General features: G+C 61.1%; 21 protein-coding genes. 9 read left to right on the top strand and 12 right to left on the bottom strand.

Features of this window, described 5'->3' with window-relative positions; genetic code table 11:
- Window positions 1-481: 481 nt before the first annotated feature.
- The 5 genes from AWB80_RS43585 (at window position 482) to AWB80_RS33295 (ending at window position 5,767) form a co-directional block, all read left to right on the top strand.
- Window positions 482-787, top strand: a complete 306-nt coding sequence (locus tag AWB80_RS43585) for a hypothetical protein (RefSeq protein WP_143328185.1) — start codon at window positions 482-484, stop codon at window positions 785-787.
- A 330-nt stretch (window positions 788-1,117) separates the two neighbouring features.
- Window positions 1,118-1,681 carry a serine O-acetyltransferase gene (locus tag AWB80_RS33280; RefSeq protein WP_061178921.1) on the top strand — a complete coding sequence of 188 codons (564 nt, stop codon included), beginning with the start codon at window positions 1,118-1,120 and terminating at the stop codon, window positions 1,679-1,681.
- Between the two features lie 208 nt (window positions 1,682-1,889).
- Window positions 1,890-3,263 carry a murein biosynthesis integral membrane protein MurJ gene (gene murJ / locus AWB80_RS33285; protein WP_061178922.1) on the top strand — a complete coding sequence of 458 codons (1,374 nt, stop codon included), beginning with the start codon at window positions 1,890-1,892 and terminating at the stop codon, window positions 3,261-3,263.
- A gap of 1,026 nt (window positions 3,264-4,289) precedes the next feature.
- The gene (locus AWB80_RS33290; protein WP_143328186.1) at window positions 4,290-5,060 is read left to right on the top strand and encodes a Tox-REase-5 domain-containing protein; all 771 of its coding nucleotides are present in this window, start codon (window positions 4,290-4,292) and stop codon (window positions 5,058-5,060) included.
- Window positions 5,057-5,767, top strand: coding sequence for an Imm52 family immunity protein (locus AWB80_RS33295; RefSeq protein ID WP_061178924.1), 711 nt, complete (start codon window positions 5,057-5,059; stop codon window positions 5,765-5,767). Before AWB80_RS33290 ends, AWB80_RS33295 begins: the two co-directional genes overlap by 4 nt.
- A 448-nt stretch (window positions 5,768-6,215) precedes the next feature.
- Here AWB80_RS33295 and AWB80_RS33300 read toward each other — a convergent pair whose 3' ends face one another.
- From AWB80_RS33300 to AWB80_RS33345, 10 genes are all read right to left on the bottom strand, one after another.
- Entirely contained in the window at window positions 6,216-8,153 is a 1,938-nt protein-coding gene (locus tag AWB80_RS33300) for an acyltransferase family protein (protein WP_061178944.1), read from the bottom strand.
- A 121-nt stretch (window positions 8,154-8,274) separates the two neighbouring features.
- On the bottom strand, window positions 8,275-9,285 hold the full coding sequence (locus tag AWB80_RS33305; protein ID WP_061178925.1) for a polysaccharide deacetylase family protein: 1,011 nt from the start codon (window positions 9,283-9,285) through the stop codon (window positions 8,275-8,277).
- Window positions 9,286-9,290: 5 nt separating this feature from the next.
- Window positions 9,291-10,379, bottom strand: coding sequence for an EpsG family protein (locus AWB80_RS33310; protein WP_244206874.1), 1,089 nt, complete (start codon window positions 10,377-10,379; stop codon window positions 9,291-9,293).
- A gap of 44 nt (window positions 10,380-10,423) precedes the next feature.
- A complete protein-coding gene (locus tag AWB80_RS33315; protein WP_061178927.1) occupies window positions 10,424-11,443 on the bottom strand; it encodes a hypothetical protein in 1,020 nt (339 codons plus the stop codon).
- Window positions 11,443-12,606, bottom strand: coding sequence for a glycosyltransferase family 4 protein (locus AWB80_RS33320; protein WP_061178928.1), 1,164 nt, complete (start codon window positions 12,604-12,606; stop codon window positions 11,443-11,445). The genes AWB80_RS33315 and AWB80_RS33320 overlap by 1 nt, the downstream gene beginning before the upstream one ends.
- A gap of 10 nt (window positions 12,607-12,616) precedes the next feature.
- Complete coding sequence (locus AWB80_RS33325) at window positions 12,617-13,783, bottom strand: glycosyltransferase family 4 protein (RefSeq protein WP_061178929.1); 1,167 nt, start codon at window positions 13,781-13,783, stop codon at window positions 12,617-12,619.
- Window positions 13,780-14,850 carry an SDR family oxidoreductase gene (locus AWB80_RS33330; protein ID WP_061178930.1) on the bottom strand — a complete coding sequence of 357 codons (1,071 nt, stop codon included), beginning with the start codon at window positions 14,848-14,850 and terminating at the stop codon, window positions 13,780-13,782. The genes AWB80_RS33325 and AWB80_RS33330 overlap by 4 nt, the downstream gene beginning before the upstream one ends.
- Window positions 14,843-16,054: a glycosyltransferase family 4 protein gene (locus tag AWB80_RS33335; protein WP_061178945.1), complete on the bottom strand. Its 1,212-nt coding sequence runs from the start codon at window positions 16,052-16,054 to the stop codon at window positions 14,843-14,845. The genes AWB80_RS33330 and AWB80_RS33335 overlap by 8 nt, the downstream gene beginning before the upstream one ends.
- A gap of 121 nt (window positions 16,055-16,175) precedes the next feature.
- Window positions 16,176-17,453 (bottom strand): Vi polysaccharide biosynthesis UDP-N-acetylglucosamine C-6 dehydrogenase TviB, encoded by a 1,278-nt coding sequence (gene tviB / locus AWB80_RS33340; protein WP_061178931.1) that lies wholly within the window; start codon window positions 17,451-17,453, stop codon window positions 16,176-16,178.
- 98 nt (window positions 17,454-17,551) lie between these two features.
- Window positions 17,552-19,789 (bottom strand): polysaccharide biosynthesis tyrosine autokinase, encoded by a 2,238-nt coding sequence (locus tag AWB80_RS33345; RefSeq protein WP_061178932.1) that lies wholly within the window; start codon window positions 19,787-19,789, stop codon window positions 17,552-17,554.
- 782 nt (window positions 19,790-20,571) lie between these two features.
- On the opposite strand from AWB80_RS33345, the gene AWB80_RS33350 reads away from it, so the two are divergent.
- Both AWB80_RS33350 and AWB80_RS33355 read left to right on the top strand, forming a co-directional pair.
- On the top strand, window positions 20,572-21,696 hold the full coding sequence (locus tag AWB80_RS33350) for an MraY family glycosyltransferase (protein ID WP_061178933.1): 1,125 nt from the start codon (window positions 20,572-20,574) through the stop codon (window positions 21,694-21,696).
- Window positions 21,697-21,932: 236 nt separating this feature from the next.
- Window positions 21,933-22,622: a GntR family transcriptional regulator gene (locus AWB80_RS33355; RefSeq protein WP_143328187.1), complete on the top strand. Its 690-nt coding sequence runs from the start codon at window positions 21,933-21,935 to the stop codon at window positions 22,620-22,622.
- Window positions 22,623-22,640: 18 nt separating this feature from the next.
- Here AWB80_RS33355 and AWB80_RS33360 read toward each other — a convergent pair whose 3' ends face one another.
- Window positions 22,641-23,843 carry a mandelate racemase/muconate lactonizing enzyme family protein gene (locus tag AWB80_RS33360; protein ID WP_061178935.1) on the bottom strand — a complete coding sequence of 401 codons (1,203 nt, stop codon included), beginning with the start codon at window positions 23,841-23,843 and terminating at the stop codon, window positions 22,641-22,643.
- A 46-nt stretch (window positions 23,844-23,889) separates the two neighbouring features.
- Window positions 23,890-25,203, bottom strand: coding sequence for an MFS transporter (locus AWB80_RS33365; RefSeq protein WP_061178936.1), 1,314 nt, complete (start codon window positions 25,201-25,203; stop codon window positions 23,890-23,892).
- A gap of 255 nt (window positions 25,204-25,458) precedes the next feature.
- Between AWB80_RS33365 and AWB80_RS33370 the strand changes: the two genes are divergently transcribed.
- Window positions 25,459-25,977 carry a hypothetical protein gene (locus tag AWB80_RS33370; protein ID WP_061178937.1) on the top strand — a complete coding sequence of 173 codons (519 nt, stop codon included), beginning with the start codon at window positions 25,459-25,461 and terminating at the stop codon, window positions 25,975-25,977.
- On the top strand, window positions 25,974-26,267 hold the full coding sequence (locus AWB80_RS33375) for a hypothetical protein (protein WP_061178938.1): 294 nt from the start codon (window positions 25,974-25,976) through the stop codon (window positions 26,265-26,267). Before AWB80_RS33370 ends, AWB80_RS33375 begins: the two co-directional genes overlap by 4 nt.
- Window positions 26,268-26,361: the final 94 nt, after the last annotated feature.

Genomic DNA, 26,361 nt, shown 5'->3' on the forward strand with positions numbered 1-26,361 from the left:
TATTCTTTCCAATGGGTCGTGCGTTATCGACGGGGCGAACCCGTTCCTGCGACATCGGCCGCACGCGACGTTTCTTGATGGGCAAAGAGATGACCAACGCAAATTGAGCAGGCGCAAACGATTGCGCCGCCCAGCGCTCGACAGCCGCACGCGGCGACTCCGAAAGGCATCTCGGCGAAAAACAGACGACTTCGGGAATAGGGAAACCGGACCACCGGAAAATCCATCCATCCCCGCGCCCGGTTTGCCCGCATACGGGCTCATCTGAGCGCTGAAGTCTGACGGAAGTTATTACCGTCTTTTATTAATACTACCGATTGTTACGGGGCGTTTCTACCCGTCACTTGTTACAGAATGTACGCTTGTAACTTTTTATTTTGCGTTTGGCGTGCTTTATTGCGGCGTATTTTCCGTTTTAATCGTCCGGGAGTGAATTTAATCTACCGCTTTGTTATTGTTAATATGGTTTTACGAGTGCGGCGTGATTCCGCATTCGATACGACGATTAATCATTCTTATGATGAATCGCGAATTGCAGTACGAACGTTCAAGCCTCGATATCGTGACGGATCGCCATCCTCCGCCCCGCAACGGCTTGAGCGGCGTGGCTGTCGTATGTGGGAACGGCACAAACGAAGCGATTGTTTCGCTTTTCACTCCGCTTTTAACGCACCTAATTCCTATTACGGTTCCGACTGCACCCGGATTCCGCACGGCCGTGCATGCACCGTTAAAAGGCGTCGGTGGTTTTTTTGATGCATTTCGCCAGACCGAACCGATTTTGTAAGTGCCGTCGCAAAACTTTTTTTAATCGATGAAGTAAAAACCCTACAGGGGATACCCCTATAGGGTTTATACCTTCTGACCTTTCATTAAGCTTGATCGCCTTATCCGGCGGGCGCTCGTCACCGCTTCTAATAATCTGATCAAACTAATAGAGATAATCCGCAGACAAATAGCGACCTGAATCGGTCATATGTTCCATTACGCACCGAAGGCGTCAGATTCAGGTAATAGTCTTAGGGTTGGCGCCGCTTCGCTGTGCTTCGGGACGAAGCGCGGGCTCGCCTGGCCGAGTCATAGAAAAGTCGAACGCAAACCAACAAGACGCGCGGCAATGAAAACCTTCGATCTGATCAAAAGCGATCTCTATCGCTACACCGGCGAATACAGCTTCATGATCCTCATGGAGCAACTGATGTTGAACGAGGGGTTCAACTACATGTTCTGGCTGCGGCTGGCGGGCGCGGCGTCGAGCCGGCCCGTGCGCCTCGTGCTCAACCACATCATCCGGCTGAAGCAACGCCGATACGGGTTCGTGATCAGTCCGCGCACGAAGATCGGGCCTGGCTTCTATATCAGTCATATCGGCACGCTGGCCGTGAACCCGACGACCGTCATCGGCGCGAACTGCAACATCTCGCAGGGCGTGACGATCGGATCGAACCACGGCAAGGCGGCGACGATCGGCGACAACGTGTATATCGGGCCGAATGTCTGCATCGTCGAGGATGTGACCATCGGCGACAACGTGACGATCGGCGCGGGCAGCGTCGTGACGCGCAGCATTCCGCCGAACGTGACGGTGGCCGGCTGCCCTGCGCGCATTTTGTCTGACGATGAGTCGCTCGACCGCGCGGCGCGCTACATCCTGCGTCCCTGGACCGGAACCGCGTCATGACGGAGGCAGTGCCCGCGCTTGCCGGACGGCGGCGCGCCGGCATCGCTGCCGCCGGGTGCCGTAACGAACAGTCGCGCTGCGCATTCTGGTGCACGCTCCTTCACTTGCGCAGAGGAGCGGCCAGCCTTCGCGATTTTCAATTGCATGACGAATTCGTCCTGGCGCCGGGCCGCGCGACGACATGCTCCCACGCAGGAGGGGTACTACAGTGCTGAGCGCAGCGGTGCAATCGGTAAGACGACGCCTCGGCGGAGTGCATCAGGATCACAAGCGGATCGCCAGAAGCGCGGTCGTCCTCCTGATATTCGTGATCGCCGGGAAGTGCATAGGCGCGTCGAAGGAAATGGCGATCGCGTATCGCTACGGCATCAGCGGGACCGTCGACGCCTATCAGTTCGCGCTCACGCTCGTCACCTGGCTGCCGACGATGGTCACGAACGTGCTGAGCGTGCTGCTCGTCCCCGCGCTCGTCTCGCTCAAGGAAGACAAGTCGCAGCGCAACGGCTTTCTAGGCGAACTCGAAGGTGTGGGGCTCGTCATCGGCCTCGCGTCCTGTCTTCTGCTTTGGTCCGTCTGGCCGTATCTGGCCGAAGTCATCGCGGGCAGTCTCGCCGAATCGACGCGCGACATGTGCCGGGAAATGATCATCAGCATGCTGCCCGTCGGCGTGCTGACCTTCTCGATCTGCATCTCGTCGTCGCGGTTGCAGGCGTCGGGCAAGCACATCAACACCTTGCTGGAATGCGTGCCGGCGATCGGCCTGCTCGTCTTCGTGCTCGCCGCGCGCAACAACACGTCGATTTTTCCGCTCGTGGTGGGCACGTCGCTCGGCTTCGTGGTTCAGGCCGCGTGGCTGCGCGTGCTCGCCAAACGCGCCGATTCGATGCCCGCGCTGCCGCGCGTCTCGATGCGCGCGAAGCAGTGGCCGGCCGCGATCCGCTCGATGGGCACGCTTACGATCGGCTCGGTCGTTGCGAGCCTGTGGATTCCCGTCGATCAGTATTTCATGGCGCAGCAGGGCGATGGCGCGATTGCGACGCTCGGTTATGCGAACCGGCTGCTTTCGCTCGTGCTCAGCATGGGCGCGCTCGCCATCACGCGCGCGACTTTGCCGATTCTCGCTGAGATTCTGCATCGCGGCGATCACGCGCGGGCGCGCAGCACTGCGCTGAAATGGTCGGGGATCATGACGGCGCTCGGCCTCGCCGGCGGCTGCATCGCGTATGCGCTCGCGCCTTACGTGGTCAAGTTGCTGTTTCAGAAGGGCGCCTTTACGGCTGAGGACACGCTTGCCGTCACTACACTGTTCCGCTTCGGATTGCTGCAGGTGCCTTTTTACTTCGGCATGTGTGTGCTGGTGCAGTTGTTTGCCAGCGAGACGCGGTATCGGGCGATTTCGGTCATTTCGCTCGTCGGCTTCGGGACCAAGATCATCGGCAATATTGTTCTTGTTCGTATCTTTGGTGCGCAGGGTGTGCTGCTCGCTACGGGCATCGGCGCGATTGCTGTGCTCGTGTGCTATATCTTCTGGACGCGCTTTGCGCCGCCTTTCGTGGGCAAGGATGCGGCTGCTTCGGAATGAAGCCATGCTGCTTGTTCTGTTGACGCGCGGAATCGCGTGATATTCCTGCGGAAGGTATGGATTTTTTGTTGAGGGATGCAAAGTTGCCTGGTGAAAGCGCCTGATTCGTTTCGGGCCTTCGCCGGATCCCGTTAGCGTGTCGGTCTATTCGCGTTGCCCCTGTGCGGGGCGCCCTCCGCTAAAATCTGCCCCGCCGACAAACTTTGACACGCTGGACGCGGGATTGTCGCACCTTCGCGACCGGCTCTAGACCTCCCGAACCAGGCGCGGTCCGTCGCGCGATCCCGCCTCGAATCGCGGGGTGATTCGGAATGAACTCCGCTCTCTCAAAGGTAGCCATGCGCCTGATGCACGCGCTCAACGATGTCCGATTGTTCGCTCATGCTGACTCCGGCCCGAAGCTACGCACGCGCATCATGAGATGAATTGCGCGCCTCACGAATTCCGCACGCAACACCTCAATGGCGTTGATATGCGGGCGCAACGCGCGCGCGTCATATTCCATGAGCGAGTGAGTTCAGCGCTATTTTTGCGTCAGCGAGTGGTGCGATTCGCAGCCGATGCATAGGCTTTTCATGCTCTCGTAGCGCGTCGACCGTTTGCTGCAGCGTTGCGAAGAGCACGCGCTTAGACGCGGCGCGCGCGTGGGAAAAGACGGCCCGCTGTTGGAATGCTGGGGGAAACTGTCGATTCTTGTTCTTGCAATTGCACCGGTCTAGCTCCTGTGTCGGTCCGACACCGCCACCTTGGTCTCTCAGGCAAGGGGGCGGGCGGGAGCAATGGCAGGTTGACAGACCGGGACGCATAACCATTACCGGCGAGCCTTGCGGCTCCCCCGCCAAGTCCCGTCCATAGAGTAGACGTACCGAAGCACCATGCGCCGATGGTCTAGATCGGCGCGCGGGGTCTAACGCTTCGCTCGCGTTGCGCGAGCGTTGCGGGTTAATTGCGTCTGCAAGCTGTCAAACCTGCGGCCGACACAACCACGCGTCGGTTGGCATAAGCGGAGCGCACGAGCAGCGCGACGTGGTCGCATCGATCAAGCGCGCCAACGATGCGATACGCGGCAGCGGTTCGGTCGACGCAAGCAGCGGGACGTTTCCGGCACGCGAATCTCTGCATTGCCTTGATTCTCGCCTATGTGAACAGTCGCACTCGCACGCAGAAACGATAGCAGGCGCGTGGACCGCCTTCGTATCGTCCGGCGCGGCTACCGCCGTCGCAGGTGGCGCGGCTACAGCGGTAATTCTGAGCGTGCCCGGCGATACCGCGAAGGATAAGGACAAAGCGAAAACGGACACGGACGTAATGACACGCACGCGAGAGCGCGATTGCAAATGTCCGGCGGATAGGGGGACGATGGGTCCTGTAAACCATTCCATGCCCCAACTTTCTGCGCAATATCAGCAGTATGTAACTGGCTTTCCGCGCGGCATGGAATGGATTTATATGAATAAAGACTTTGATGGCTTTCAGTCTTCGCAATGCTTATTGCAAGAGGCAAAAGCAAACTATGAGTTCTTTTTCGAAAATAATGGAAAGCCTAACTTCATGTTTCTTCGAGGCAAGGGGCCAAAAAATCATGGAAAAGTCAAAAACAGACCCGCTTACGAGCGGACACGAGATCAGGCCAGGGGGCAAAGCGATATCGTGCGATCGAGTCCGCCGGCCAAGCTGAACTGGTATTTCATGCAATTGAAGTTCTACACATGGGCTACTGCCGAATTCGCGGAAAATGGGTACGCCATCACCATGCAGTTTAAACCTATGAATATCAATCAGAGGGTTCTGAGATGAAGAATGCCGAGACGATTATTGACGTTGAGTTGCGGCTTGTACTACGCCTGTCGGAGAAGATGCTGCCCACGACAAAGAAGCAGTGTGATGAAGTTTGGGAGTTCGCTAAATTGTTAGAACGCGCTGGACTCGAAATTAATCAGTGGTATGTGATGGGCGACTCAACTATCCCTGCGTTCAATGGATTTGGCCCAACCGAGCCGTTGATTAAATCCGCAGAAACAGAATTTGACTCGGTTTATCAGTCAACGCATATCTGGAACGGGCGGGACGGTCGAAACGGCGCCGGATTCGGGTCTGAATTTACCATCGGTGAGCGGTCAAAGTTCGAATTCAGGGGCGACGGAATTAATAGTCTGTACTCGTATCATCGAGTCGCCGATCTAATCAAGGGTTCGCTGACAATTTGGCCCGGTTTGTTGGTACAAGCAGGCCCATATGAATATCGCGTCACAAAAAAGGTCTTTCCCGATCGTCCCGGCGTGGGCTGGATGCTCTATCTGCCGCGTCGGATCGAGCATGAGCAGGTGCCGGAAGCCCCGATGCTGCGCTACGTGAAAGACATCAACGGCACTGAGGGAACTATCATCATCAGCGTGATCGACGAAGCGTTCAACGTCGATAACCCTGAGCATGTGCGAGTTGCGAATGCCATTGAAATTCGACTCGCGGACCAAGGATTGTTACCGCGATATGCTGACCTTTAACCGCTAATACTTCAGGCCGCCTCGCGCGGGCCTTGTCTTATGGCCGTTCGTCTTCCTCGTTGGCGTCTTCCGGCACGCGAATTTCTGCATTGCCTTGATTCTCGCTTATGCAAACAGTCGCACGCACACGCAGAAACTTCGCGCGATGCAGAGAACGCGTGGAAATGACTTGTCGCGGACAGCGGCGGCGTCGGTCCGCACCGGGGGAAGAGTGTTAGATTAGCGCGACACGACAAGTAACATTGTGTCGAGATTCGCGTCGGCCGTCGGGCGCATCAGGGGCCTACACCCAAGCAAACAGCAGATAGAAAAATCTCTCAAAATCTATGATGTAGAGCCGAATACCTACTTTCTCTGCAGCAGCAAAGAAAGTAGGTGCCGCCCCGGACAGGGGCAACGCTAATAAACCGACACGAATACGGGATGATCCAGCGACGAAAGCCCGCATTCACCCCTGCTCGAACACACGCTTGAACATCGGCACCAGAAAGCGATTCCCATATTCGCTCATATGATGGTAGTCCGAATAAAGCGGCCGGCCTTCATGCGAACCCATACACTTTCCATTCGGGCAAAGATAAGGCCGCGGATCGAGCAGATGGATGCCGCATTGATCATGCGCCTGCCGCATCGCCTGCAATAACGCGCCGTTGCGCTCCACGTAGTCGGACATCGTGATCGACAAATCCGGCGCCTTCGGATCCTTCATCTTCTCGCGCGCGAGCGTCAGCGGCACATTGAAGTCGAATTCGGGAATCGGCTCGACCAGATAGACCGGACGGATCTGCGCGATACGACAAACCGTCGAGAGAAAGTGCTCGCGATACTGCGCGGTCGAGAACGGCGTAGGCATCTGTCCAGGCCGCTCGGGATTGACGAACGAGAAGTCATCCATGGTCGGCCCCGACCAGTATTGCGACCAGTGATTCGCGATTATCACCGGCGACTTCGCAGTCTGATCGCGGCTCAGGATATCGATGTACTTCCGGTCCTGATCGAAGCAGTCGCCATTGCCACGGCGGATGCCGTAGATCGTCGGGCATCCTTCGATCGTGATGAGCAACACATCGCTCGACTTGCCGCCGGGCACGGCCGCGACCACCGCCTCGGCGATCGCTTCCGCATGACTGTCGCCGATGACCACCACACGGCTCAGCTTCTGCCGCCCCGCGACGTCGCACGGATCGATCATCATGTGGCATTTCGTCGTGTGCGGATTCGTGTCGTAGGTCTCGCTGTCGGCGATGAACACCGAGCGGTCGAAACGAGTCGGCACGCCCTGGCTCGCGTAGATGCTGCCGCCGCCTATCGCGAGCAGCACGGTGAAAACGAGCACCGGGCGCAGCGTGAAGAGCCTCGGGAATACGCGTGCTTCGTCGCCCGCCGCCGGTTTTCTCGTCTTCGATTCGACCAGCGCATACGACAGATAGCCCATCACGAATCCACCCGCGATGGCGCCCGCGCGCCAGGGGAGCGAGCCGTCCTTGTCGAAGTACGTGAGCGCGACGACGAACGGCCAGTGCCACAGATAAACCGAATACGAAATCCTGCCGATGAACTGCGCGAACCGGTTGCCCGTGAGGACCGAATTCCTGCGCGCCGCGAGGATGACGAGCGCCGTGCCCAGCACCGGCACGAGCGCGAGGAAACCCGGCCACGCATCGTTCTCGTTGAAGGTGAACGTGCCGTACAGGAGCATCGCAAGCCCGACGAGTTCCATCGTGCGGCGAGCGGGCCTGCCGGCGTGGACCGGGAACAGGCAGACGAGGCCGCCCGCGAGCATCTCCCACGCGCGCGTCGGCAGCAGGAAGAACGCGGCCGTCGGCCATTTGGTGGGATCGGAGAGATAGGCGCACAAGGCGAAGGACGCGAGCGCGACGCCGATCAGCGCGATCACCGTTCCGCGCTGTCCGAACAGCTTGCGCACGAGCAGAATGCCGAGCGGATACAGCAGATAGAACTGCCATTCGACGGACAGCGACCACGTGTGCAACAGCCACTTCAGGTGCGAGCGGACATCGAAGTAACCCGCTTCACGCCAGTAGACGATATTGGAAAAGAACCCGAGGCTCGACGACGCCGCCTTGCCGAACGCGCGGAACTCGGATGGCAGAAGAACGACCCATCCGAACACTAGGAGTACGAAGCATAGACACGCCAACGCCGGAATGATGCGTCTGGCACGGTCGGCATAGAAGCCCCATACGGAAAACTTGCCCTTATCGATGCGCCTGAAGATGATGTCCGTCATCAGGTAGCCTGAAATGACGAAGAAGACGTCGACGCCGAGAAAGCCGCCCTTGAAGCCAGGCACGTCGAAGTGGAACAGGACGACCGCGAGTACCGCAAACGCGCGCAAGCCGTTTATGTCGTTACGAAAGTTCATGGCGCTTCCCTCATTCTTCTTGTGCGGCGCGCACGCACAGGCGCGGCGCAATGGCATGTCGCCACTGCGCCGCGCGAGCGTACCGCTCGTTATCTAGCGTCTTCTTGCTATGTGTGTCACATCAAACGAACAACCCGAACTCCATTTCCGCAAGCCGGCTATCTTCGGACTGCGTCGCCCGCGCGACTTCTGCCATGGTCGCGGGCTGCATGCCGTAGGTCTCTCTCAGATACCTCTGGTGCTTCAGAATCGCCTCGAGCACCGCGAGGTTTTCGGCGAGATTCGCGCCGAAGTTATGCGGATGCCACCAGAGATGAAAGGATCGTCCCGTGCGCGCGGCCGAGGTCATCGACTGCTTGATCCGATGGATACGCAGCCATTCCAGCGCGGATTTGTTGCGCGCGAACGGACGCAGGAAGCGGCTCGAACGCACATCGACGAGACCATGCGACGGGCGCGGATCGAACGCGTGATCACCCGAGAGATTGATGTAGGCATCGGCGAGACGCGCCGCGCGGCGCACCGCTGCTTCGTCCGCGCGCGATGTTTCGCGATACATCCAGCTGCGCTCGGTGCCGCGATACGCGATGAGGCCATGCTCCCTGCACACGGAGAGATACGCGCTGTTCACCTGATTGCGTGGAAAGACGATGCTCGCGGGCGGATCGGCGAGACGCCGGATCGATGCGACCGATGCTTCCATATCGGCGGCGAATTGCGCCTTGTCCTGGCCCGCTTCGAGACAGTAGTAATGGCCGAACGTATGGCTCGCGAGTTCGCTGCCTTCGGTATCGACGATCTGGCGCGCGAGCGACAGCCCATAATGGTACGGATCGCTTTTCTCGTCGGCGCCGATCGAATCCAGATAACCGTCCGCATACGGGCTGAGCTTCGCATCGGTGTAGGTCGGACGGATGTCGGGCAGATTCGCGAGCAGATCCTTCTTGTTGTCGTAGAGCAGCATGCCGACCGTCGCCCAGGTCGCCTTCACGCGATACTTCGAGAACATCGCGAGCATGGCCGGAATCGCCTCGCGCACGCCGAGGATGTTCTTACCGTAGGTCGCGATCGTGCGATGGTCGCGCACGCCCCACATCAGTTCGAAATCGAGCGAAATCAGGAAGTAGGACATCGTCGTCAGGGCATCAGGAAGTAGTGGTAGACGCCTTCGAAATAACTCTTCGTTGCGTCGGCGGCGACGGCCACGAACACGCCGAAGGTGATGACGAGAACGGCTGCGTTCTTGAACTTGATCTCCGGCGCGAGGAACGGCAGCAGCAAGGGCACGCAATACCAGACGCGGCCCTTCGCGAACGGGAACACGAAGAACGCGACGACCAGATACACGAACAGGCCGACGTGCATCATCGACACGCGCGTGAGGCTGTTCTGACGGGCCGTATCGGGCGAGCGCCACGTCGAGTACAGCACCATCACGGAGGCCATCGTATAGAACAACAGAAGCGCCAGCAGCTTGATCGTGAAGTTTTCCTGATAGCCGGTGTATTCGTCGATACGCCGTCCGCCGTAAGTCGCGAACAGGAAGCGCGCCGCCGACGCCAGCACGACCGCCACCACGCTGACCGCGACGAGCGCGCGCGCCTTCTTTTTCTCGCCGAAGAAGCCAGCGGTCAGCAGAAACGCCGTGGGCACCGCGAAGGTCGTGTGCACGAAGCTCGCGAGGCCCATGCCAAGCGTCGGCCGGTTGAAGCGGCACGCGAACAGCATCGCGATCGCAAGGCCGAAACCCTGGCGAATCTGGAACAGCCCGACCGTGGCGAGCGCATACGGAATGACGAGCCACAACACCAGCCCGATGAGCGGCCGGCGCGTCTGCAACAGCGCATACATCACGATCAGATTGAGCAGCACCACCGTGATCCGGATGCCGCCTTCGGGCGTCACGCCGAACGCGTTGAGCAAAATGACCCACGAGCGCCAGCCCAGCTCCTCGGTGATAAGGCTGATGAGAAAGCCCATATCCGACTCGCGGTTCCGGTAGAACTGCACGAGCCAGTGCCAGTCCGTCGAGCGGAAATAATTGATGTACGCTTCCTGGTCGAAAATCAGACCGACGCTGCGCTCGCGAAACGCCAGGATCGAGATCGCGGCGGTCGCCAGCGCGAGGAACGCCCATCCTGAAGGCGTCATGAAATACGCGAATCCTGTCACGCGCCTCGCGGGTGCCTTCTGCTGCGCGGTGTTGTCCATTGTCGTTGCTTGCATCGCTTGGCCTTTGTCGCTTTAGTTATAGTGTGTTACGCGCGGCTTCATGGCACGAGCCGCAGGTTGTTGACGACGATCTTCGGTCCTGCCTTGTCATAGTCGATGCTCTCGACGGTGGCGAGCCGCGAGCCGACCCACGTCGGCGAATGGCTGACGATCTGCCCCGACACCTTGCGCCCGTTCAGCTTGAGCGACGAAACAGCGAATGCGGCGTCGCTCGCGCCTTCGTCGCGATGATTCGTGATGCCGATATCGATATGCTTGGGCATCGGCCCCACGATCTCTTCCAGCCAGACGATGATGCCGTAGCGGCAATTACGCGTCGTCGGATTGACGATGCGGATGTTCTCCAGAATATCGGCATTGCTGTTCGGCTCCGCGTCGAGGCCCGCTTCGGGCTGCGTCCCGCCGATGTTCTCCCACAGCGGATTCTCGAACACGATATTGCGCCCGCTGATGATCGACACGCCCTGCCGGCGGCAGCGGTCCGCATGATGATTCACCACGCGAATGCCGCTGCTGTACTTGAACGGCACGTTATAGCTGTTGGCGATATAGATACCGTCGCCCCAGCATCCGACCGTTTTCGGCGCGATCAGCGTCACCTCGGTGCTGCCCGCAATCGAAAAGCCCATGCCGTGGCCGTTCTCGCGCAGCTCCGGCTTGGCGGCGTTCAGTTCCTTGCTGCCGTCGAGCACCGCATTTTCGACGAGCACGTTGCTCACGTCCCAGAGGCGAAAGATCGAATAGAAGGACGTGTTGTGCGCCAGCAGCTTGATCGACGCGCCCGGCGCGAAACGCACATGGCTGTTGCGGCGCAGATCGAGGCCTTTCTCGTCGATGCGGCACTGGCCCGTGATCAAGAGCGTCTGATCGACCGACCGGTCGATGGCGGCCTGCAGCGCGATGCGGTCGTTGGTCTTGCCGTCGCCCTTCACGCCGAACGACTTGTCGGTCACGACGTCGCGCCGTTCGGCCGCGCGCGCGCCGAGGCCGAGCGCGCCCGCGCCGCCGGCCACGGCGCCCATCAACAGCGAGTGGATCACGCGTCGGCGGCCGACCATTACGCTTTTTCCCCCGCGACGGTGCGCCGATAAGCCGTGCCCTTGCCTTCGTCGCCGCGCGTGCGCGCGCCGAGTTGCGCGAAGATGCCGTCCCACTGACGCAGGATCGCCGACGAAGAATAGCGTTGCCGCACCGAGGCCGCCGCCTTGCGACCGAGTTCGTTGCGCAGCGCTTCGTCCGACATCACGCGCCGCAGCGCGTCGATCAGCGCAGCCTTGTCGCCGGGCGGCACGAGCAGGCCGTCCTGGCCGTCGCGCGTCAGTTCGCGCGGGCCGCTCTTGCAATCGAACGCGACGGTCGCGAGCCCGAGCGCCATGCCTTCGAGCATCGCCATCGGCAGGCCTTCGTAGCGCGACGACAGCACGAACGCATCGCAGCGCGCCATCTCTTCCCAGGGCGTCGTCGTCTTGCCGGGCATCAGCACGCGCTCGCCCATCTTCGACTGCGCGATCTGCGCTTCGAGCACCGCGCGCTCCGGGCCTTCGCCCCAGATCCACAAGTCCCAGTCCGGAAACTCGGGCGCGAGCGTAGCAAACACGTCGATCAGCAAATCGAACTGCTTTTGCGTGTTCAGACGCCCCACCGCGACGAGCCGCCTGCGCGCGCTCTTCTCCACTGTCTCGGGCTGCAACAGCAGCAATTCGTCCGGCAGCGGATTGGGCACCACTTCGATGCGCTTCACGCGCGGCACCATCTTCCTGAACGACGCTTCCATGTTGTCCGTCAGAAGCGTGAGCAGATCGGCGCTCGGATAGACGAAGCGGCACATCTGGCGCACCAGCGCGGAGCGGCCATCGGCAGAAGGATCGATGTGCTCGCACGCGATGACCGGAATGCCCATTCCGCGCGTGGCCAGCAGCGTCGTGATATTCACGTTCGACAGAAACGACACGACGACATCCGGCGCGCTCTCGCGAATCAGCGCACGCAGCGCGCGGAACCGCGCGGGATATTGCAGCATCCGCGCGCCGGCCTGCACGCGATCGGCGAGAAAGATGCAGCGCACGTTTTCCGCGAGCGGATAGAAGCACGCGCCACGGCCGCTGTACGTGATGACGAGCGTGACCGTGTCGCCGCGCTGCGCCCACGCATTGACGAGCGATGCCGCCACGCGCTCCGCGCCGCCGCTTCCCATCGAACTGACGACGAGCATGATTTTCATCGTCGGCTCCTTATCGCTCGACCGCGGGCACGCGCAGGTCTGCGCGCCGCGGCACCGTCACACCGGATTCTTCGAACACTTCCTGCCAGAGCGCGATGGTCTTCGGCAGCGCGAAAGTTTCGTTGACTGACGTCGCGCACAGCGCCATGCGATGGCGCTCGGCGTCGTCCTTCATCAGCGATTCGAGCGACTTCGCGAGCGCGCTCGCATCGCCGACCGGATTCACGAGCAGACCGTTCGTGCCGTGCGTGACGATCACGCGCGGGCCGGAATCGCAGTCGTAGCTGACGGCCGCACAGCCGCTCGCCATTGCTTCAACGAGCGTCATCGAAAAGCCTTCGAAGTGCGAGCTCAGCACGTAGAGGTCCGCGCGTTCGTACCAGTCCGCGACATTGCCGGCGCGGCCCGGCAGGAATACGCGGCCATGCAGCTTCGCCTCGTCGACACGGCGCTCGAGGCCCGCGCGCGCCTGGCCTTCGCCGACGATCACGAGATCCCATTGCGGCAGCGCGCCGGCGATCTTCTTGAACGCGTCGATCAGGCTGTCGAAGCCCTTCTCGGGCGACAACCGGCCGACCGCGAGCAGCACGCGCCGCTCGTCGCCGACGACGCTGCGCGGTTCGATGACCGGATTCGTAAGCGCGATCGGCAACGTGAACGGCGGCGGAATCACCTTCACATCGGTGCAGCGGCAATGCGTTTCGATCCATTCGCGGGTTTCGTCGGTAAGCGCGACGACCTTGTCCGCGAAGCGATACGTCAGCAGCCGCAGGCGCTCCCAGAACGGCGTGAGCGGCGCGCGCGGCGGATGCGTATGCTCGCTCGCGATGATTTTGTACGGCAGACCGATGCCCGCGAGCACGGCGAGCACGTTGGCGGTCGCCATCACGCCCAGCGCGACTGTCGGCTTGACCTCGCGCAGCACCTTGCGGAACGCCAGCACGCGCTTCAGGTTCGACAGCGCCGTGCGCACGATGCCGCCGCCCTCGACGCCGCCCGCGAGACCCAGCTCGATGCGCTTCACACCCGGATGGAACGGATAGACGTCGCCAACACCTGCTGTCAATGTGACGACCGTCACCTCCCAGCCGAGCGCCGCCCACTCGTTCGCGAGATTGGCGGTGACGCGCTCCGCGCCGCCGCCGTGCATCGAGTAGATGAAGACGACGATTTTCATGCGGTCCTCGCCGCCATTTCGGCTTCGGCCGGCACGCGCCGCCCCGACAGGAAGCGGATGTACCACGGCATCGCGATCGCGAGGCCATCGGCGAGCGGGATCGCGCGCGCGTAGCCGAGCAGTTGCGCGGCCTTGTCGACGTTGGCCTGCGAATGGCGCACGTCGCCGGCGCGGAACGGTGCGTACACCGGGCTGCCGTCGTTCGGCACACCGTTTTCGGCGAGCACGCGCTTCAGGCCGTCATAAAGCTGATTGAGCGTGGTGCGGTCGCCGACCGCGACGTTGTAGACCTGGTTGCGGGCCGCTTCATCGGACAGCGCAGCGAGGATGTTCATCTGCACGACGTTGTCGATGAAGCAGAAATCGCGGCTCGTCTCGCCGTCGCCGTTGATGGTCACCTGTTCGTCGTCGATCAGCGCGGCCGTCCACTTCGGGATCACCGCCGCATACGCGCCGTCCGGGTCCTGACGCTTGCCGAACACGTTGAAGTAGCGCAGGCCGATCGCGTTCAGGCCATACGTGCGCGCGAACACCGAGGCGTACAGCTCGTTCGCGTACTTCGTCACCGCATACGGCGACAGCGGCTGGCCGATGCGATCTTCGACTTTGGGCAGGCCGGGATGGTCGCCGTAGGTCGAACTGGACGCGGCGTAGGTGAAGCTTTCCACTTTCGCGTCGCGCGCGGCGACGAGCATGTTCAGAAAGCCGCTGATATTGACTTCGTGCGTCGTGATCGGGTCGTTCACCGAGCGCGGCACCGAGCCGAGCGCGGCTTCGTGCAGCACGTGCGCGGCGCCCTTCACCGCGGCGCGGCAATCGTCGAGATTGCGGATATCGCCTTCCACGAAGCTGAAGCGGTCCCATTGCGCGGGCGTCACGAGCGAGCGCACTTCGTCCAGATTGCGCTGATGGCCGGTCGCGAAGTTATCGAGCCCGACGACTTCCTGGTCGAGCTTCAGGAGCGCTTCGAGCAGATTCGAGCCGATGAACCCGGCGACACCGGTGATCAGCCACTTGCGCGGCGTGCGCGTCAGTTGCTGACGGATCGATTCGTAACGGTCAGACATGAAAGTCTCCAAGATTACCGACGGGCGCGGCGTGTTCGCGGCGCTCGCCTTCGATGGCGATCGAGGGCACCAGCTCGCGATACACGGCCAGCGTCTTCTCGATCACGATGCGTTCGTCGAAATTCTTAAGCGCCTTGTCCCGCGCGGCGAGGCCGAGCGTTCTCGCGAACGCGCGGTCGTCGTCGAGCTGGCGGATCGCATCGGCGAGCGCGCGGGCGTCGCGCACCGGCACCTGCAAACCATCCACGCCCGATTCGCTCACCACTTCGCGGCAGCCCGGCGCATCCGTCGTGATCAGCGGCAGCGCGCAGCCAGCGGCTTCGATCAGCGCTTTCGGCAAGCCTTCGCGATAGCTCGGCAGCACCATCACATCAACTTCCGTGAACAGCTTCGGCATGTCGCTCACATGGCCGAGCCATTCGACCAGCCCTTCCTTCACCCAGCCCTGCACCATCGCGGTGCTCACCGACGCCGGATTGCCGTCATCGGGCGAGCCCGCGAGGAGGAAGCGCACGGTGCGATTTTCTTTCCGCAGCGTGCGCGCCGCCTCCACGTATTCCTGGATGCCCTTGTCCCACACGAGCCGCGCCGCCAAAAGGATGCGCAGCGGCTTTTTCGCGTCCTCCGCCGATTCCTCGCGCACCTTGAAGCGCGTCAGATCGACACCCGATCCCTTGATCAGCCGGATCGCCTGCTTCTCGACGATGCGGGCGGCCTCGAACAGCTTGATGTCGTCCGGATTCTGCAGGACGAGCAGGCTGCCGCGGCCATTCAGCGCCGAGCGCATCACCTGGCGCACGACCGGCTTCAGGATACGCGCCTTGAGGTCGCGGCTCGTGAAGACGTAACCCATGCCCGCGACCGCGTTCACGCGCGCGGGCACGCCTGCCAGCTTGCTCGCGAACGAGCCGTACACCGCGCTCTTGATCGTGAAACCGTGCACGAGCTGCGGTTTTTCGCGCCGGAAGAAGCGCGCGAGCCAGAGCACGAGCGCCAGTTCGCGCAACGGATTCAGGCTGCGACGGTTCATCGGCACCGCGTGCCAGCGAAAACCGAGATCGCGCAGCTTCGGGCCGTATTCGCCGTCGGGTGACAACAGAATGACCTCGAAACCCGCGTCGCGCAGTTTGCGAGCGAACGAAAGCCGAAAATTAAATAGATACCAATCGGTGTTGGCGTACAGAACTACCTTGGGCATCTTCATTGCGAACTCCGAACGTCCGGTTGGCATCGCCGCGGGCAGCCCCCGAATCCCGGGAGCCGAACCGCGGCGATGTTGTGCGACGGCTTGCATCGGCAGCCCATCCCGCCGATGCCACCGGGCCTCAGAGACGCATGTCGCTCGCCTCGGCCGGCAGGATGTACTTGAGGTCGCACAGCACGTGCTTCGCCTTGCCGTAGGCGTGAATGCCGTCCGCGCCTTCATCGGCGAACTGGCGGTGCGCCACGGCGAGCACGATCGCGTCGTAGACGCCCTTGGCGGGCTGATCGATCGGATCGATGCCGTACTCGTGATGCGCCTCTTCCTTCGACACCCACGGGTCGTACACGTCCACCTGGACGCCGTATTCCTTGAGGTCGGCGATGATGTCGACCACGCGCGTGTTGCGCAGGTCGGGACAGTTCTCCTTGAAGGTCAGGCCCATGATCAGCACGCGCGCGCCCGAGATGGCGATATCGCGCTTGGTCATGGTCTTCACGAGCTGCGAGACGACATAGTTGCCCATGCTGTCGTTCAGGCGCCGTCCCGCGAGGATGATCTCCGGGTGATAGCCGATCGCCTGCGCCTTGTGAGTCAGGTAGTACGGGTCCACGCCGATGCAATGGCCGCCGACGAGGCCCGGACGGAACGGGATGAAGTTCCACTTCGTGCCGGCCGCGAGCAGCACGGACTCGGTATCGATATTCATCTTGTTGAAGATGATCGACAGTTCGTTGATCAGCGCGATGTTGACGTCGCGCTGCGTGTTCTCGATCACCTTGGCCGCCTCGGCCACACGAATGCTGCTCGCCTTGTGCGTGCCCGCCGTGATGATCCCGCGATACAGCCCGTCGACGAAATCGGCCACTTCGGGCGTCGAGCCGGACGTGACCTTCTTGATGTCCGGCAGACGGTGCGACTTGTCGCCCGGATTGATCCGCTCCGGGCTGTAGCCCACGAAGAAGTCCTCGTTGAACTTCAAGCCCGACATCTTCTCGAGCACCGGCACGCACTCTTCTTCGGTCGCGCCGGGATAAACGGTCGATTCATAGATGACGACGTCGCCCTTCTTGAGCACGCTGCCGATGGTCGTCGACGCGCCGATCAGCGGCGAAAGGTCCGGACGCTTGTAGTGATCGATCGGCGTCGGCACGGTGGCGATGAAGACGGTGCAGCTCTTCAGATCTTCGACTTCCGCGCTGTACTGCATCAGCGTGGCGGAGGCCAGCTCGGCGTCGTCGACTTCGAGCGTGACGTCGCGGCCTTCCTTCAACGCGTTGATGCGCGCGCGGTTGATGTCGAATCCGACTACCGGATGACGCTTGCCGAATTCCACTGCGAGCGGCAGACCGACGTAGCCCAGACCCACAATGCCGATTTTCAACTCATGCGGCGAGAACATGTGTGATTCTCCTCGTTATACAACTCAGGACGTTTGTTTAGTAGAACTTTTTGATTAATGCTCCAGCGTGGCTGCACGCTGGATGATTCAGTCTCTGGTTATTCCTTGTCGGCTTTGTACGCAGCGTAGGCGTAGCCGCCGTACTGGCGCGCCTGGGCGTAATTGCCGTAGTGAACCTTGAAGCCGTTGAGCAACACGCCGGTGACGCTCGCACCCGACTGTTCCAGCCGCTTGACCGACTCCGAGATTTCGCCGGAGCGCGTATCCCCATAACGCGCCACGAGGAAGATGGAGCCTGCGACGGGCGCCATGATCGCCGTGTCCGACACCGCCAGGATAGCCGGTGCATCGAGCAGCACGATGTCGTATTGTTCGGACGCACGGCTCACCGCTTCCGTGAACGCGCTCGACAACAGCAGCTCGGCCGGGTCCGGCGGATAGAAGCCGCACTGCACGAAGTCGAGGTTGTTCAGCACCGAGCGATGCACGGCGTCATCGAGCGAGCTGGAGCCGTTGACGATATCCACGAGCCCCTTGCCGCGCGGCAGGCCGAAGTACTGGTTCAGGTGGCCGCGGCGCAAGTCGCAATCGACGAGCAGCACGCGCTTGCCACCGGCGGCCAGCAACGTCGCCAGATTCGCCGACACGAACGACTTGCCGATGCCCGGCAGCGGGCCGGCAAGCATCACGACGTTGTTCGGCGCGTCCATCAGCGCGTAGTGCAGCGACGAGCGCATCATGCGCAACCCTTCCACGGCCGGATCGGTCGGGTAACGCGAGGCGAGCGCGAGTTGCTCCGGTTTCTTGTCGGCGATGCGCTTGGCCAGTTCCTTCTGACGTTCGCTGTCCGGAATGGTCGCGAACACCGAAAGGCCCGTCTTCGATTCCAGTTCCTTCGGATCGAGCACGCCCTTGAACAGGAAGTCGCGAGCGAACGCCAGCACGATGCCGATGAACAGACCCAGGCCAGCCGCGATCACCAGCACGAGCGCCTTGACCGGCTTGACCGCACGTTCGGGCACTTCGGCGCGATCGAGCAGTTCCACGGTCGGCACGCGGCCGGCGCGGATCAGCCGCATCGTTTCGATGTTGTTGCGCAGGGCCGAATAGACGTCGGTGCTGACGCGCACGTCGCGTTGCAGACGCAGCGCGCCCTGCTCGGCTGCCGGCATCGCCTTGACGCGCGCCGCCAGGTCGCCGATGTACTTCTCGGTCGCCGCGATCTGCTGATCGATCACCACCACGCTCGGATGCGCAGCCGAAAAGTGGCTCGCCAGGTCCGAACGGCGACGGCGCAGGTCGAGCAACTGGGCATCCGCCTGGGAAGCCTGCTGCATCACGATGCGGCCTTCTTCGTCCGGATTGAACAGCGTGCGACTGTTGCGATAGGCGTTGTAATTGTCTTCCGCCGTTTCCATCTGACGCTTGGCGTCGGGCAGCTGCTGCTCGAGATACTCGAGCGACTTCGCGGCGTTGATCCCACGGCGATCAGCGTTCTGGCGCAGATACATCTGCGAGAGTTCGTTGATCGTCGCCGCCACGAGCACCGGGTCCTTGCCTTCCAGCGACGTGCTGATCACGCCCGACTTGTTGCCCTGCTCGGCGATCAGGAGCGAGTTCTGCAGCCGGTCGATAGCGTAGGTGCGCGAGTTGCGCGTCAGATCGAACTCCACGCCCTTCTCGCCGTGGATGAAGCTCACGAGCAGCGAGATCGGACCGTCGACGGTGTCGAAACGCTGCACGGCGCCGATCTGGCCCCCGACGCCGGTCTCGACGCCCGGGCCGCGCACCTGATACTGGCCGTTGCCGAGATAACGCAGCGTGTATTCCTTGCCTTCGAACTTCTTCGGCACGTCGAACGCGGAGACGTCGATCGACTCGGTGCCCCACGCGTAACCGCCACGGCCGAAGAGGCCCGGCGTGGACGTTTCGTCGCTCATGCGCGCGACCATGCCGCCGATGATCGGGAAGCGATGCGGCGCGGCCTGAATATACAGCTTGAGCGCGTCGACGACGGGACCCAGCACGAACTTCGAACCGATGACCTGAATTTCGCCTTCGGCCGTCGCGCGCTGATCGAACATCGCTGCGGCACTTCTCACCATGTCGCGCGCGTCGGTAGGCGGCGCGTTGCTCGTGTCGTCCACCTTGACGAGCATGCCGGCCTGGTAGATCGGCGAAGAGAAGAACGCGTACACCACCCCGAGGCTGAATACGACCGCAACGGTCGTGGCGATCATCTTCCAGTGACGGCCCAGCGTTTCGAGAATCGAGGTGAGCTCGATCTCGTTGTCGGACTCGGCCGTTACGGCTGACGCCTGATTTTTAACTTTCATGGAACGTCTCGTTACAGGCTCTTATGGGACCGGCACGCTCTGCGCACCGGATGCGGATCGAAACACCAGCGGTACGCCCTGAACGGGGCGCAAACACCATTACTTTATTGATGAATTTCGGACTGCATTCAGGGCCGTTAAAATCCCGCCCCGGCATTGCAGTCGTATTGAAACACACGACTCAAAAAAAGAGAAATTCCAACAGACGATTTTTGTTGTTTAACGAACCTTTCAACCCGCGCGAGTGTTCACTACCCCGCTTTTAAGAATTTATTGACTATGCGGGCCATTTGAGCAAATCGCAAAATATCACAGCGCCCCTTGTTGTATGCGCGGCACCGCACATATAATCGCTGTTAATCGGATTGCTAATTCTATGAAGAAAGCCGGTTTCGCCGGCAAGCGGTTTCCGGACATATTGTCGCCGTCTCGCGCGGACGCTCCCCGCCTGCTCTGGCGGCAGAGACCGGCCGACGGCCCCCAGCCGCGGCAAAACGTACCGCCCCCGAGGGAAAATGCGCGCGAAGGTGGGCTTGCGCACCGACACCCTGCGAACTTCAGAATTCATATTTAAAAAAGTTTAAATACGAACGACGTCTTTATGGGATTTAAAAAGCCCGTTTGTATGAATAATCGGGGGAAGTCCCAATATAATCATAGTTAGCTCGGTTTCACACATTAAACCGCCATAAATCCGTGGACAATGACAGGGGTTGTACCTACCATACGCTTTCGGGTTTTAGTATTCGAAAAGAGATGCGCCCTCTTCGTGAGTGAAAAAAATGTTAAACCTTGCGCTTGGCTTCATCAGTTCTTTCTGCATGACGCTACTGATTGTTCGATTCGCGGGGCGCTACGGGGCGCTCTCCCTGGATCATGATTTGAAAGGGGTTCAAAAGAATCATTCTCATCCGGTTCCCAGAATCGGCGGCATCGCACTGATGGTCGCGGCCTGCGTGACCTTTCCCATCGGCGCGCTCTTCGGCGGCAATCCGCGCAGCGAGTCGCTGCTGCTGCTGCTTTGCGCCCTGCCCGCGTTCGGAAGCGGCGTGATCGAGGATCTGACCAAGCGCGTGAGCGTGCGGGCCCGTCTGCTGAGCGCCATGCTGGCGGCGCTGCTGGGCGCGTTCCTGCTCAACGGCGTGATCGGCCGCGTGGATCTGCCGCTCGTCGATCCGATTCTCGCCGTCGCGCCCATCGCGATCGGACTGACGGTCATCGCTGTGGCGGGGCTCACCAACGCGGTCAATATCATCGACGGTTTCAACGGACTCGCCGCCGTCGTGGCGATTCTGATCTTCGGTTCGATCGGTTATGTCGCGCATGAAGTCGGCGACCTGCTCGTGATGAGCACCGCGCTCACGATGATTGGTGCGATCGGCGGTTTCGCGATCTGGAACTATCCGGCTGCTTCGATTTTCCTCGGCGATGGCGGTGCTTACTTCATCGGCTTCACGATCGCGGAACTGCTCGTGCTGCTGGTCGCGCGGCATCCGAACGTCTGTGCGTGGTACGCGATCGTCGTCGCGATCTATCCGGCCTTCGAAACGCTGTTCTCGATCTACCGTCGCCGGCTCGTGCGGGGGCGCCCGGTCGGCGCGCCGGACGGCATCCATCTGCATACGCTGATCTTCAAGCGCGTCGTGCGCAAAGGCAACGACCCGCGTCAGCGTCAGCGCCGCAACGCGCGGACGTCGCCGTATCTGTGGGTGCTGAGCATGATCGGCATCGTGCCGGCGTCGCTTTTCTGGCACAACCCGGTGGTGCTCGCGGTGACCGCAGTGGTCTTCGCGGTCGCTTATGTCTGGCTGTATACGGCGATCGTCCGGTTCAAGACGCCGCGCTGGCTCGTGAGCAGTCAGGGTATCGTGACCGCCGCGGTGCCCGAGCAGACGCATCACAAGTAATCTGAAGCGTCGCATTTCCGGTGCACGCGCCGGATACTCGCACCATGAAAAGGCCCCGGTCGAATCGATCGGGGCCTTTGCTTTTCAGGCGCCGCGCCAGTAGACCTGACGAGTGGCAATAGAAAATAGGAGAGTTCTTAAAAGAACAACGTGGCGATGTGACGTATCCTCACGTTCCATACGTGAGGCCACGGATACCATGAGTTAGGAATGCGTAGATAAGATAGGAGGTGGCAGTGAGGGCACTCGATCAGATTGCGTTCGAAGTTCCCAAGTCACTCGCAGAGATGACGGAAGAACGGCTGAGACAGACCATCCTGAAAGGAGACCTGGAATTCGGCGAGCAGATAACGGAAGCCGGACTCTCCGAATTGTTCGGGTTGAGCAAGACGCCCGTGCGCGAAGCCCTGGTCAGATTGAGCGTGCGCGAGCGCCTGGTGGAGATCAAGCCGCGCTCCGGAACGTTCGTCTTCTCGCTGAAGGAAAAGGATATCAGCGACATCAGCGCGTTGCGCATCACGCTGGAGCAGGCGGCCATCCGTGCCGCAATGACCCGGGATCGCGGCAGCCTCATCGCTGAATTGAGTCGACATGTCGATGGATTGAGAGTGCTTCGGGAAACGATCGATCTGGCGACATACCGCGCGCTCGATCACGAATTCCACGCCATCTTTCTGCGGCATTCGGATAATCCATATCTCGTCGATTGCTACACGATGATCAGCACGAAGGTACTGGCGATGCGCAATCGCCTGACGTTCTCGCGCGAATATGTCATTAAATCGATCGACGAGCATTTCGCGATTGCACACGCGCTGTCCGCAGGCGATGTCGATGGAGCCTGCGACATCGTCGCGGAGCACATCAATAGCGGCTTCACGGCACGAACGAGACGCCTGCTGGCGGACATCTCGCCCGGTCGGTGAAGCCGTCGCCACGAACGTCTATTCGATCGTGTAGGCGTGGTACCGCCTCACCACTTCTTCGTTGAGTTCCTGCCCGAGGCCCGGAAGATCCGGCACGGAGAAAGTGCCGCGTTCGGGCTGGTAATCATGGACGCACAGCTCGCGCACACAGTCTTTGAGACTGTGCGTGTGGTGCTCGTGAATGTTGAAATTCGGCACCGCCGCTTCGAGATGCAGCGCTGCCGCCGTCGACACGGGGCCGCCGCAGATATGCGCCTGCATGGTGGCGTCGTAGAGGTTTGCGTAGTCGCAGATTTTCTTTGCTTCGGTCAGTCCGCCGCAAAGACACACATCCGGCTGGATGACCGCGACGGCCTGCTTTTCGAGCAGGTCACGATATCCCCAGCGCGTATAGCAGCGCTCGCCGGTGGCAATGGGAATCGACGTGCTGCGCGCGACCAGCGCCATGTTGTCCATGTTGAGCGGATGAACCGGCTCCTCGTAAAAGAGAATGTTGTACGGCTCGACCACGCGCGCGAACTGAATGGCCGCATTGACGCCAAGCAGCGCGTGCGCTTCGATGATGATGTCGACATCCGGCCCGACGGCATCGCGCATCGCCGCGATACGTTCCTCGCCCATGCGCAACTGGTCCGTGCGTAGCAGGCCGAAGTAGTTCTGATTGACTTCCCAATCGAGCGGCGGGCCGCCATTGCGGTCGACTTGCAGCGGGTCGACCTTGAGCGCCGTGTATCCCTGCGCCACGGCCTTGCGCGCGGCCTCGGCGTACTGCTCGGGACGGGTGAGCATCTGATGCGTGTCGCTCCAGCCGAACTGGAGCTGGCTCGCATAGGCACGCAGTTTCTCGTTGGTCTTGCCGCCGAGCAACTGGTAGCACGGCGCGTCCAGCACCTTGCCGCGAATATCCCACAGCGCAATATCGATCGCGCTCATGCCTGCATAGAACACGTTGCCGCCGCCCATGCCCCAGAAGGTGGCGCGAAACAGGTTCTCCCAGATCGCCTCGACTTTCATCGGGTCTCTGCCCAGGATGCGCGGCGCCAGATCGCGCACGATACCCACGCCCGCCTTCGCGCCCGCCCCGTACGCCAGACCGACCTCGCCGATGCCGCTGACGCCCTCGTCCGTATTGATCCGGATAAGGACAGGATTGAAGCGCGCCATTCTCGGGTCGCTACGGCTGACTTCACAATCGAATATTTCGACGTTCGTGATTTTCATACATCTACATTCCAAAGAGACTGCTACAGAAATTCGAGTGGATCGGTCAGGCGCGCGCGGGTTCGGTCGATGGCGCGACGTTCGGCGCGGGGCGGGGAATGCGCATCGTCAAGAGCACGCAGAACGCTGCAACACACAGCGCCGCTTCGACGATGAAGACGCCGTACGAGCCGTAACTCTGCGCGACATGGCCCAGCGCCTGATTGGCCAGGAAGCCGCCGAGACTCGAACATGAATTGATGAACGCGATGCTCAGCGCAAGCCCGGCGGGCGACAGCATCGCCGGCGGAATCGACCAGAACGGGCCATAGAAACTCAGGATGCCCACGCCGAACAGCGCAAGGCCCACCATGCGAAGCGGCATGGACGGCACGCTCGCGATGACGAAGAAGGCGATCCCGGCGAGAAGCATCGGCAGCGCGGCGTGCCACTTGCGCTCGCCCGTGCGGTCCGAGTGCGCGGCCCATAACGGCATCGTCACCATCGCGCAGACGAACGGCAGCGCCATGATCAGGCCGGTCTGCGTGTCGGTCAGGGACGCGGCGAATCCCTTCACCTGAGTCGGCAGCCAATAGTTCGATGCCTGAGACGCGGCCTGAATCAGCATATAGGACAGCGCGAGCTTCCAGAGCGCCGCGTTGCCCAGGACCATCCGGAGCGTGGGCCGCTCGACGAGCGACTGCGCACCTCGCTCCTGCTGCAACTCCGCTTCGAGCCACGTTCGTTGCTGGGCGGTCAGCCATTTCGCGTGGGCAGGCGAATCGACCAGGATGACGAAGGCCAGACAACCGAGCAGGATGGTCGGCACGCCTTCGATCGCGAAGAGCCATCGCCAGCCGTCGAACCCCGCGATGTGCACGTGCTGGACGATCCAGCCGGACATCGGACCAGCGACGACCGACGAAACGGCGATCGCAAGCATGAACAGCGACGTCACTTTCGCGCGCTCGCGTGCGGGGAACCAGCACGCGAGATAGAAGATCATCCCGGGGAAGAAACCCGCCTCGAATATACCGAGCAGGAAGCGCGCGATCGCCACATGCGTCACGTTCTGCGCGAAGAAGGTCAGGGCCGTGATCGCCCCCCACACCACGACGATGAAGCTGATCCACCGACGGGCGCCCAGGCGCTGAAGCGCGTAGTTGGCGGGAATCTGGAACAGCAGATACGGCACGAAGAACACCGACGCGAGCGTGCCGAACTGAGTCGGGGAGATGTCGAGCTCGCGGTTCATCTGCAGCGCTGCGAACCCGACATTGACGCGATCGAGATAATTGAAGAAGTAGAGAATGAACGCGAACGGCACGATCTTCCACTTCACCGTTCGTATGACCTGCTGGCCGAATGCCGTGTGATCCAAAACGCCCTCCGATGATTTTTATATTTCTCACGACGAGTGCCGTCAGATCCGTGAGACGGTATCGGCGAGTTCCGCATGGGTCAACCCGGTCGATCTGATGTATCAGATATCTTTTCTGGATTCCCTATTATTTCGATCAGAAAGAATCAAAACACGATCCCTGAATGACGGCCATCAATAGGCATCGTCCTATTCTTTTCGGCGAATATCGACGATGTGCGGCTAGGTCGTGTCACATCAAGAACAGGAGAACCGATGCGATTTCATGAAGAGACAGCGGCAGCGTCCCATGCTTCCTCGACGCGGCTTCACCTCGCGCACTCCGCACCGTGGGCGCTCACCGCGCGCGGCGCGGCCATGCGCATTCTGTTTGCCACGCTTCAGCAAACAGTCGATGCGATCCGCAGACATGAAGACCAGATGCGTCATCCGCCGGGCGCGAGCGCCGATCAGATCAGACTCGCGCTTGGCGAACTGCGCGCGGTCGTCGATGCACGGATGGCGGCGTATCACGAAATCACATCGGGCGATCGCGCCAGAGAAACCGCGGCGGTGGGCGAGGAACTTGCGCAACGCGGATACGTCCAGTGCGAGGAAAAGCTCTATGACGCAGCCGACGACCTGATCGTGAAGATCGACATGGCGCTCGCAGAGAGCGATCGGAACGCGCAGCGCTTCCACGTGAAGGCGATACAGACGGCGATGCCGGAAATGACGCGACGTGCGATTCATCTAATGATGCGCGTGCGCAACTTCGGGCCGGAGTCGGCATGAACGCACAACCGGAGATCGTCGAGCGCGTGCATCAGGCGCATGGCTATCTGGTGCGAGCAGAAGCCGATCTCATCACGTTGCACGCTTCACTGCTTGTCCTGCAGCGCTTCGTGCGCGACACGCCTGGCTCCAGCTATCTCGATGCGATGCTCAAACGAGTACATGGCGACATCGAGCGCACGGTAGGGAATCGCGTGCAGCTTTCGCTGGACGCCGGACGCGCCGGGATAGACGTGGGGTTCTTCAATGTCGACCACTTTCACGGCTCCGCGCCAGCGGGTCGCGCATAAAAAATGCCCCGCGTCGCTGAACTGACCCCACGAAGTTGGACGGTTAAATTCTAGCGGGTAGCCGAGGCCTGAGTTCTGTATTGCACGGGACTCA

It is taken from the genome of Caballeronia pedi, assembly GCF_001544915.2.
Taxonomy (GTDB): Bacteria; Pseudomonadota; Gammaproteobacteria; order Burkholderiales; family Burkholderiaceae; genus Caballeronia; species Caballeronia pedi.

Excerpts from the sequence above, each read along its gene's own strand:
- AWB80_RS33280 (WP_061178921.1), top strand. The coding sequence starts at position 1,118 with ATGAAAACCTTCGATCTGATCAAAAGCGATCTCTATCGCTACACCGGC.
- AWB80_RS33295 (WP_061178924.1), top strand. The coding sequence starts at position 5,057 with ATGAAGAATGCCGAGACGATTATTGACGTTGAGTTGCGGCTTGTACTA.
- AWB80_RS33300 (WP_061178944.1), bottom strand. The coding sequence starts at position 8,153 with ATGAACTTTCGTAACGACATAAACGGCTTGCGCGCGTTTGCGGTACTC.
- AWB80_RS33305 (WP_061178925.1), bottom strand. The coding sequence starts at position 9,285 with ATGTCCTACTTCCTGATTTCGCTCGATTTCGAACTGATGTGGGGCGTG.
- AWB80_RS33310 (WP_244206874.1), bottom strand. The coding sequence starts at position 10,379 with ATGCAAGCAACGACAATGGACAACACCGCGCAGCAGAAGGCACCCGCG.
- AWB80_RS33315 (WP_061178927.1), bottom strand. The coding sequence starts at position 11,443 with ATGGTCGGCCGCCGACGCGTGATCCACTCGCTGTTGATGGGCGCCGTG.
- AWB80_RS33320 (WP_061178928.1), bottom strand. The coding sequence starts at position 12,606 with ATGAAAATCATGCTCGTCGTCAGTTCGATGGGAAGCGGCGGCGCGGAG.
- AWB80_RS33325 (WP_061178929.1), bottom strand. The coding sequence starts at position 13,783 with ATGAAAATCGTCGTCTTCATCTACTCGATGCACGGCGGCGGCGCGGAG.
- AWB80_RS33330 (WP_061178930.1), bottom strand. The coding sequence starts at position 14,850 with ATGTCTGACCGTTACGAATCGATCCGTCAGCAACTGACGCGCACGCCG.
- AWB80_RS33335 (WP_061178945.1), bottom strand. The coding sequence starts at position 16,054 with ATGAAGATGCCCAAGGTAGTTCTGTACGCCAACACCGATTGGTATCTA.
- tviB (WP_061178931.1), bottom strand. The coding sequence starts at position 17,453 with ATGTTCTCGCCGCATGAGTTGAAAATCGGCATTGTGGGTCTGGGCTAC.
- AWB80_RS33345 (WP_061178932.1), bottom strand. The coding sequence starts at position 19,789 with ATGAAAGTTAAAAATCAGGCGTCAGCCGTAACGGCCGAGTCCGACAAC.
- AWB80_RS33350 (WP_061178933.1), top strand. The coding sequence starts at position 20,572 with ATGTTAAACCTTGCGCTTGGCTTCATCAGTTCTTTCTGCATGACGCTA.
- AWB80_RS33360 (WP_061178935.1), bottom strand. The coding sequence starts at position 23,843 with ATGAAAATCACGAACGTCGAAATATTCGATTGTGAAGTCAGCCGTAGC.
- AWB80_RS33370 (WP_061178937.1), top strand. The coding sequence starts at position 25,459 with ATGCGATTTCATGAAGAGACAGCGGCAGCGTCCCATGCTTCCTCGACG.
- AWB80_RS33375 (WP_061178938.1), top strand. The coding sequence starts at position 25,974 with ATGAACGCACAACCGGAGATCGTCGAGCGCGTGCATCAGGCGCATGGC.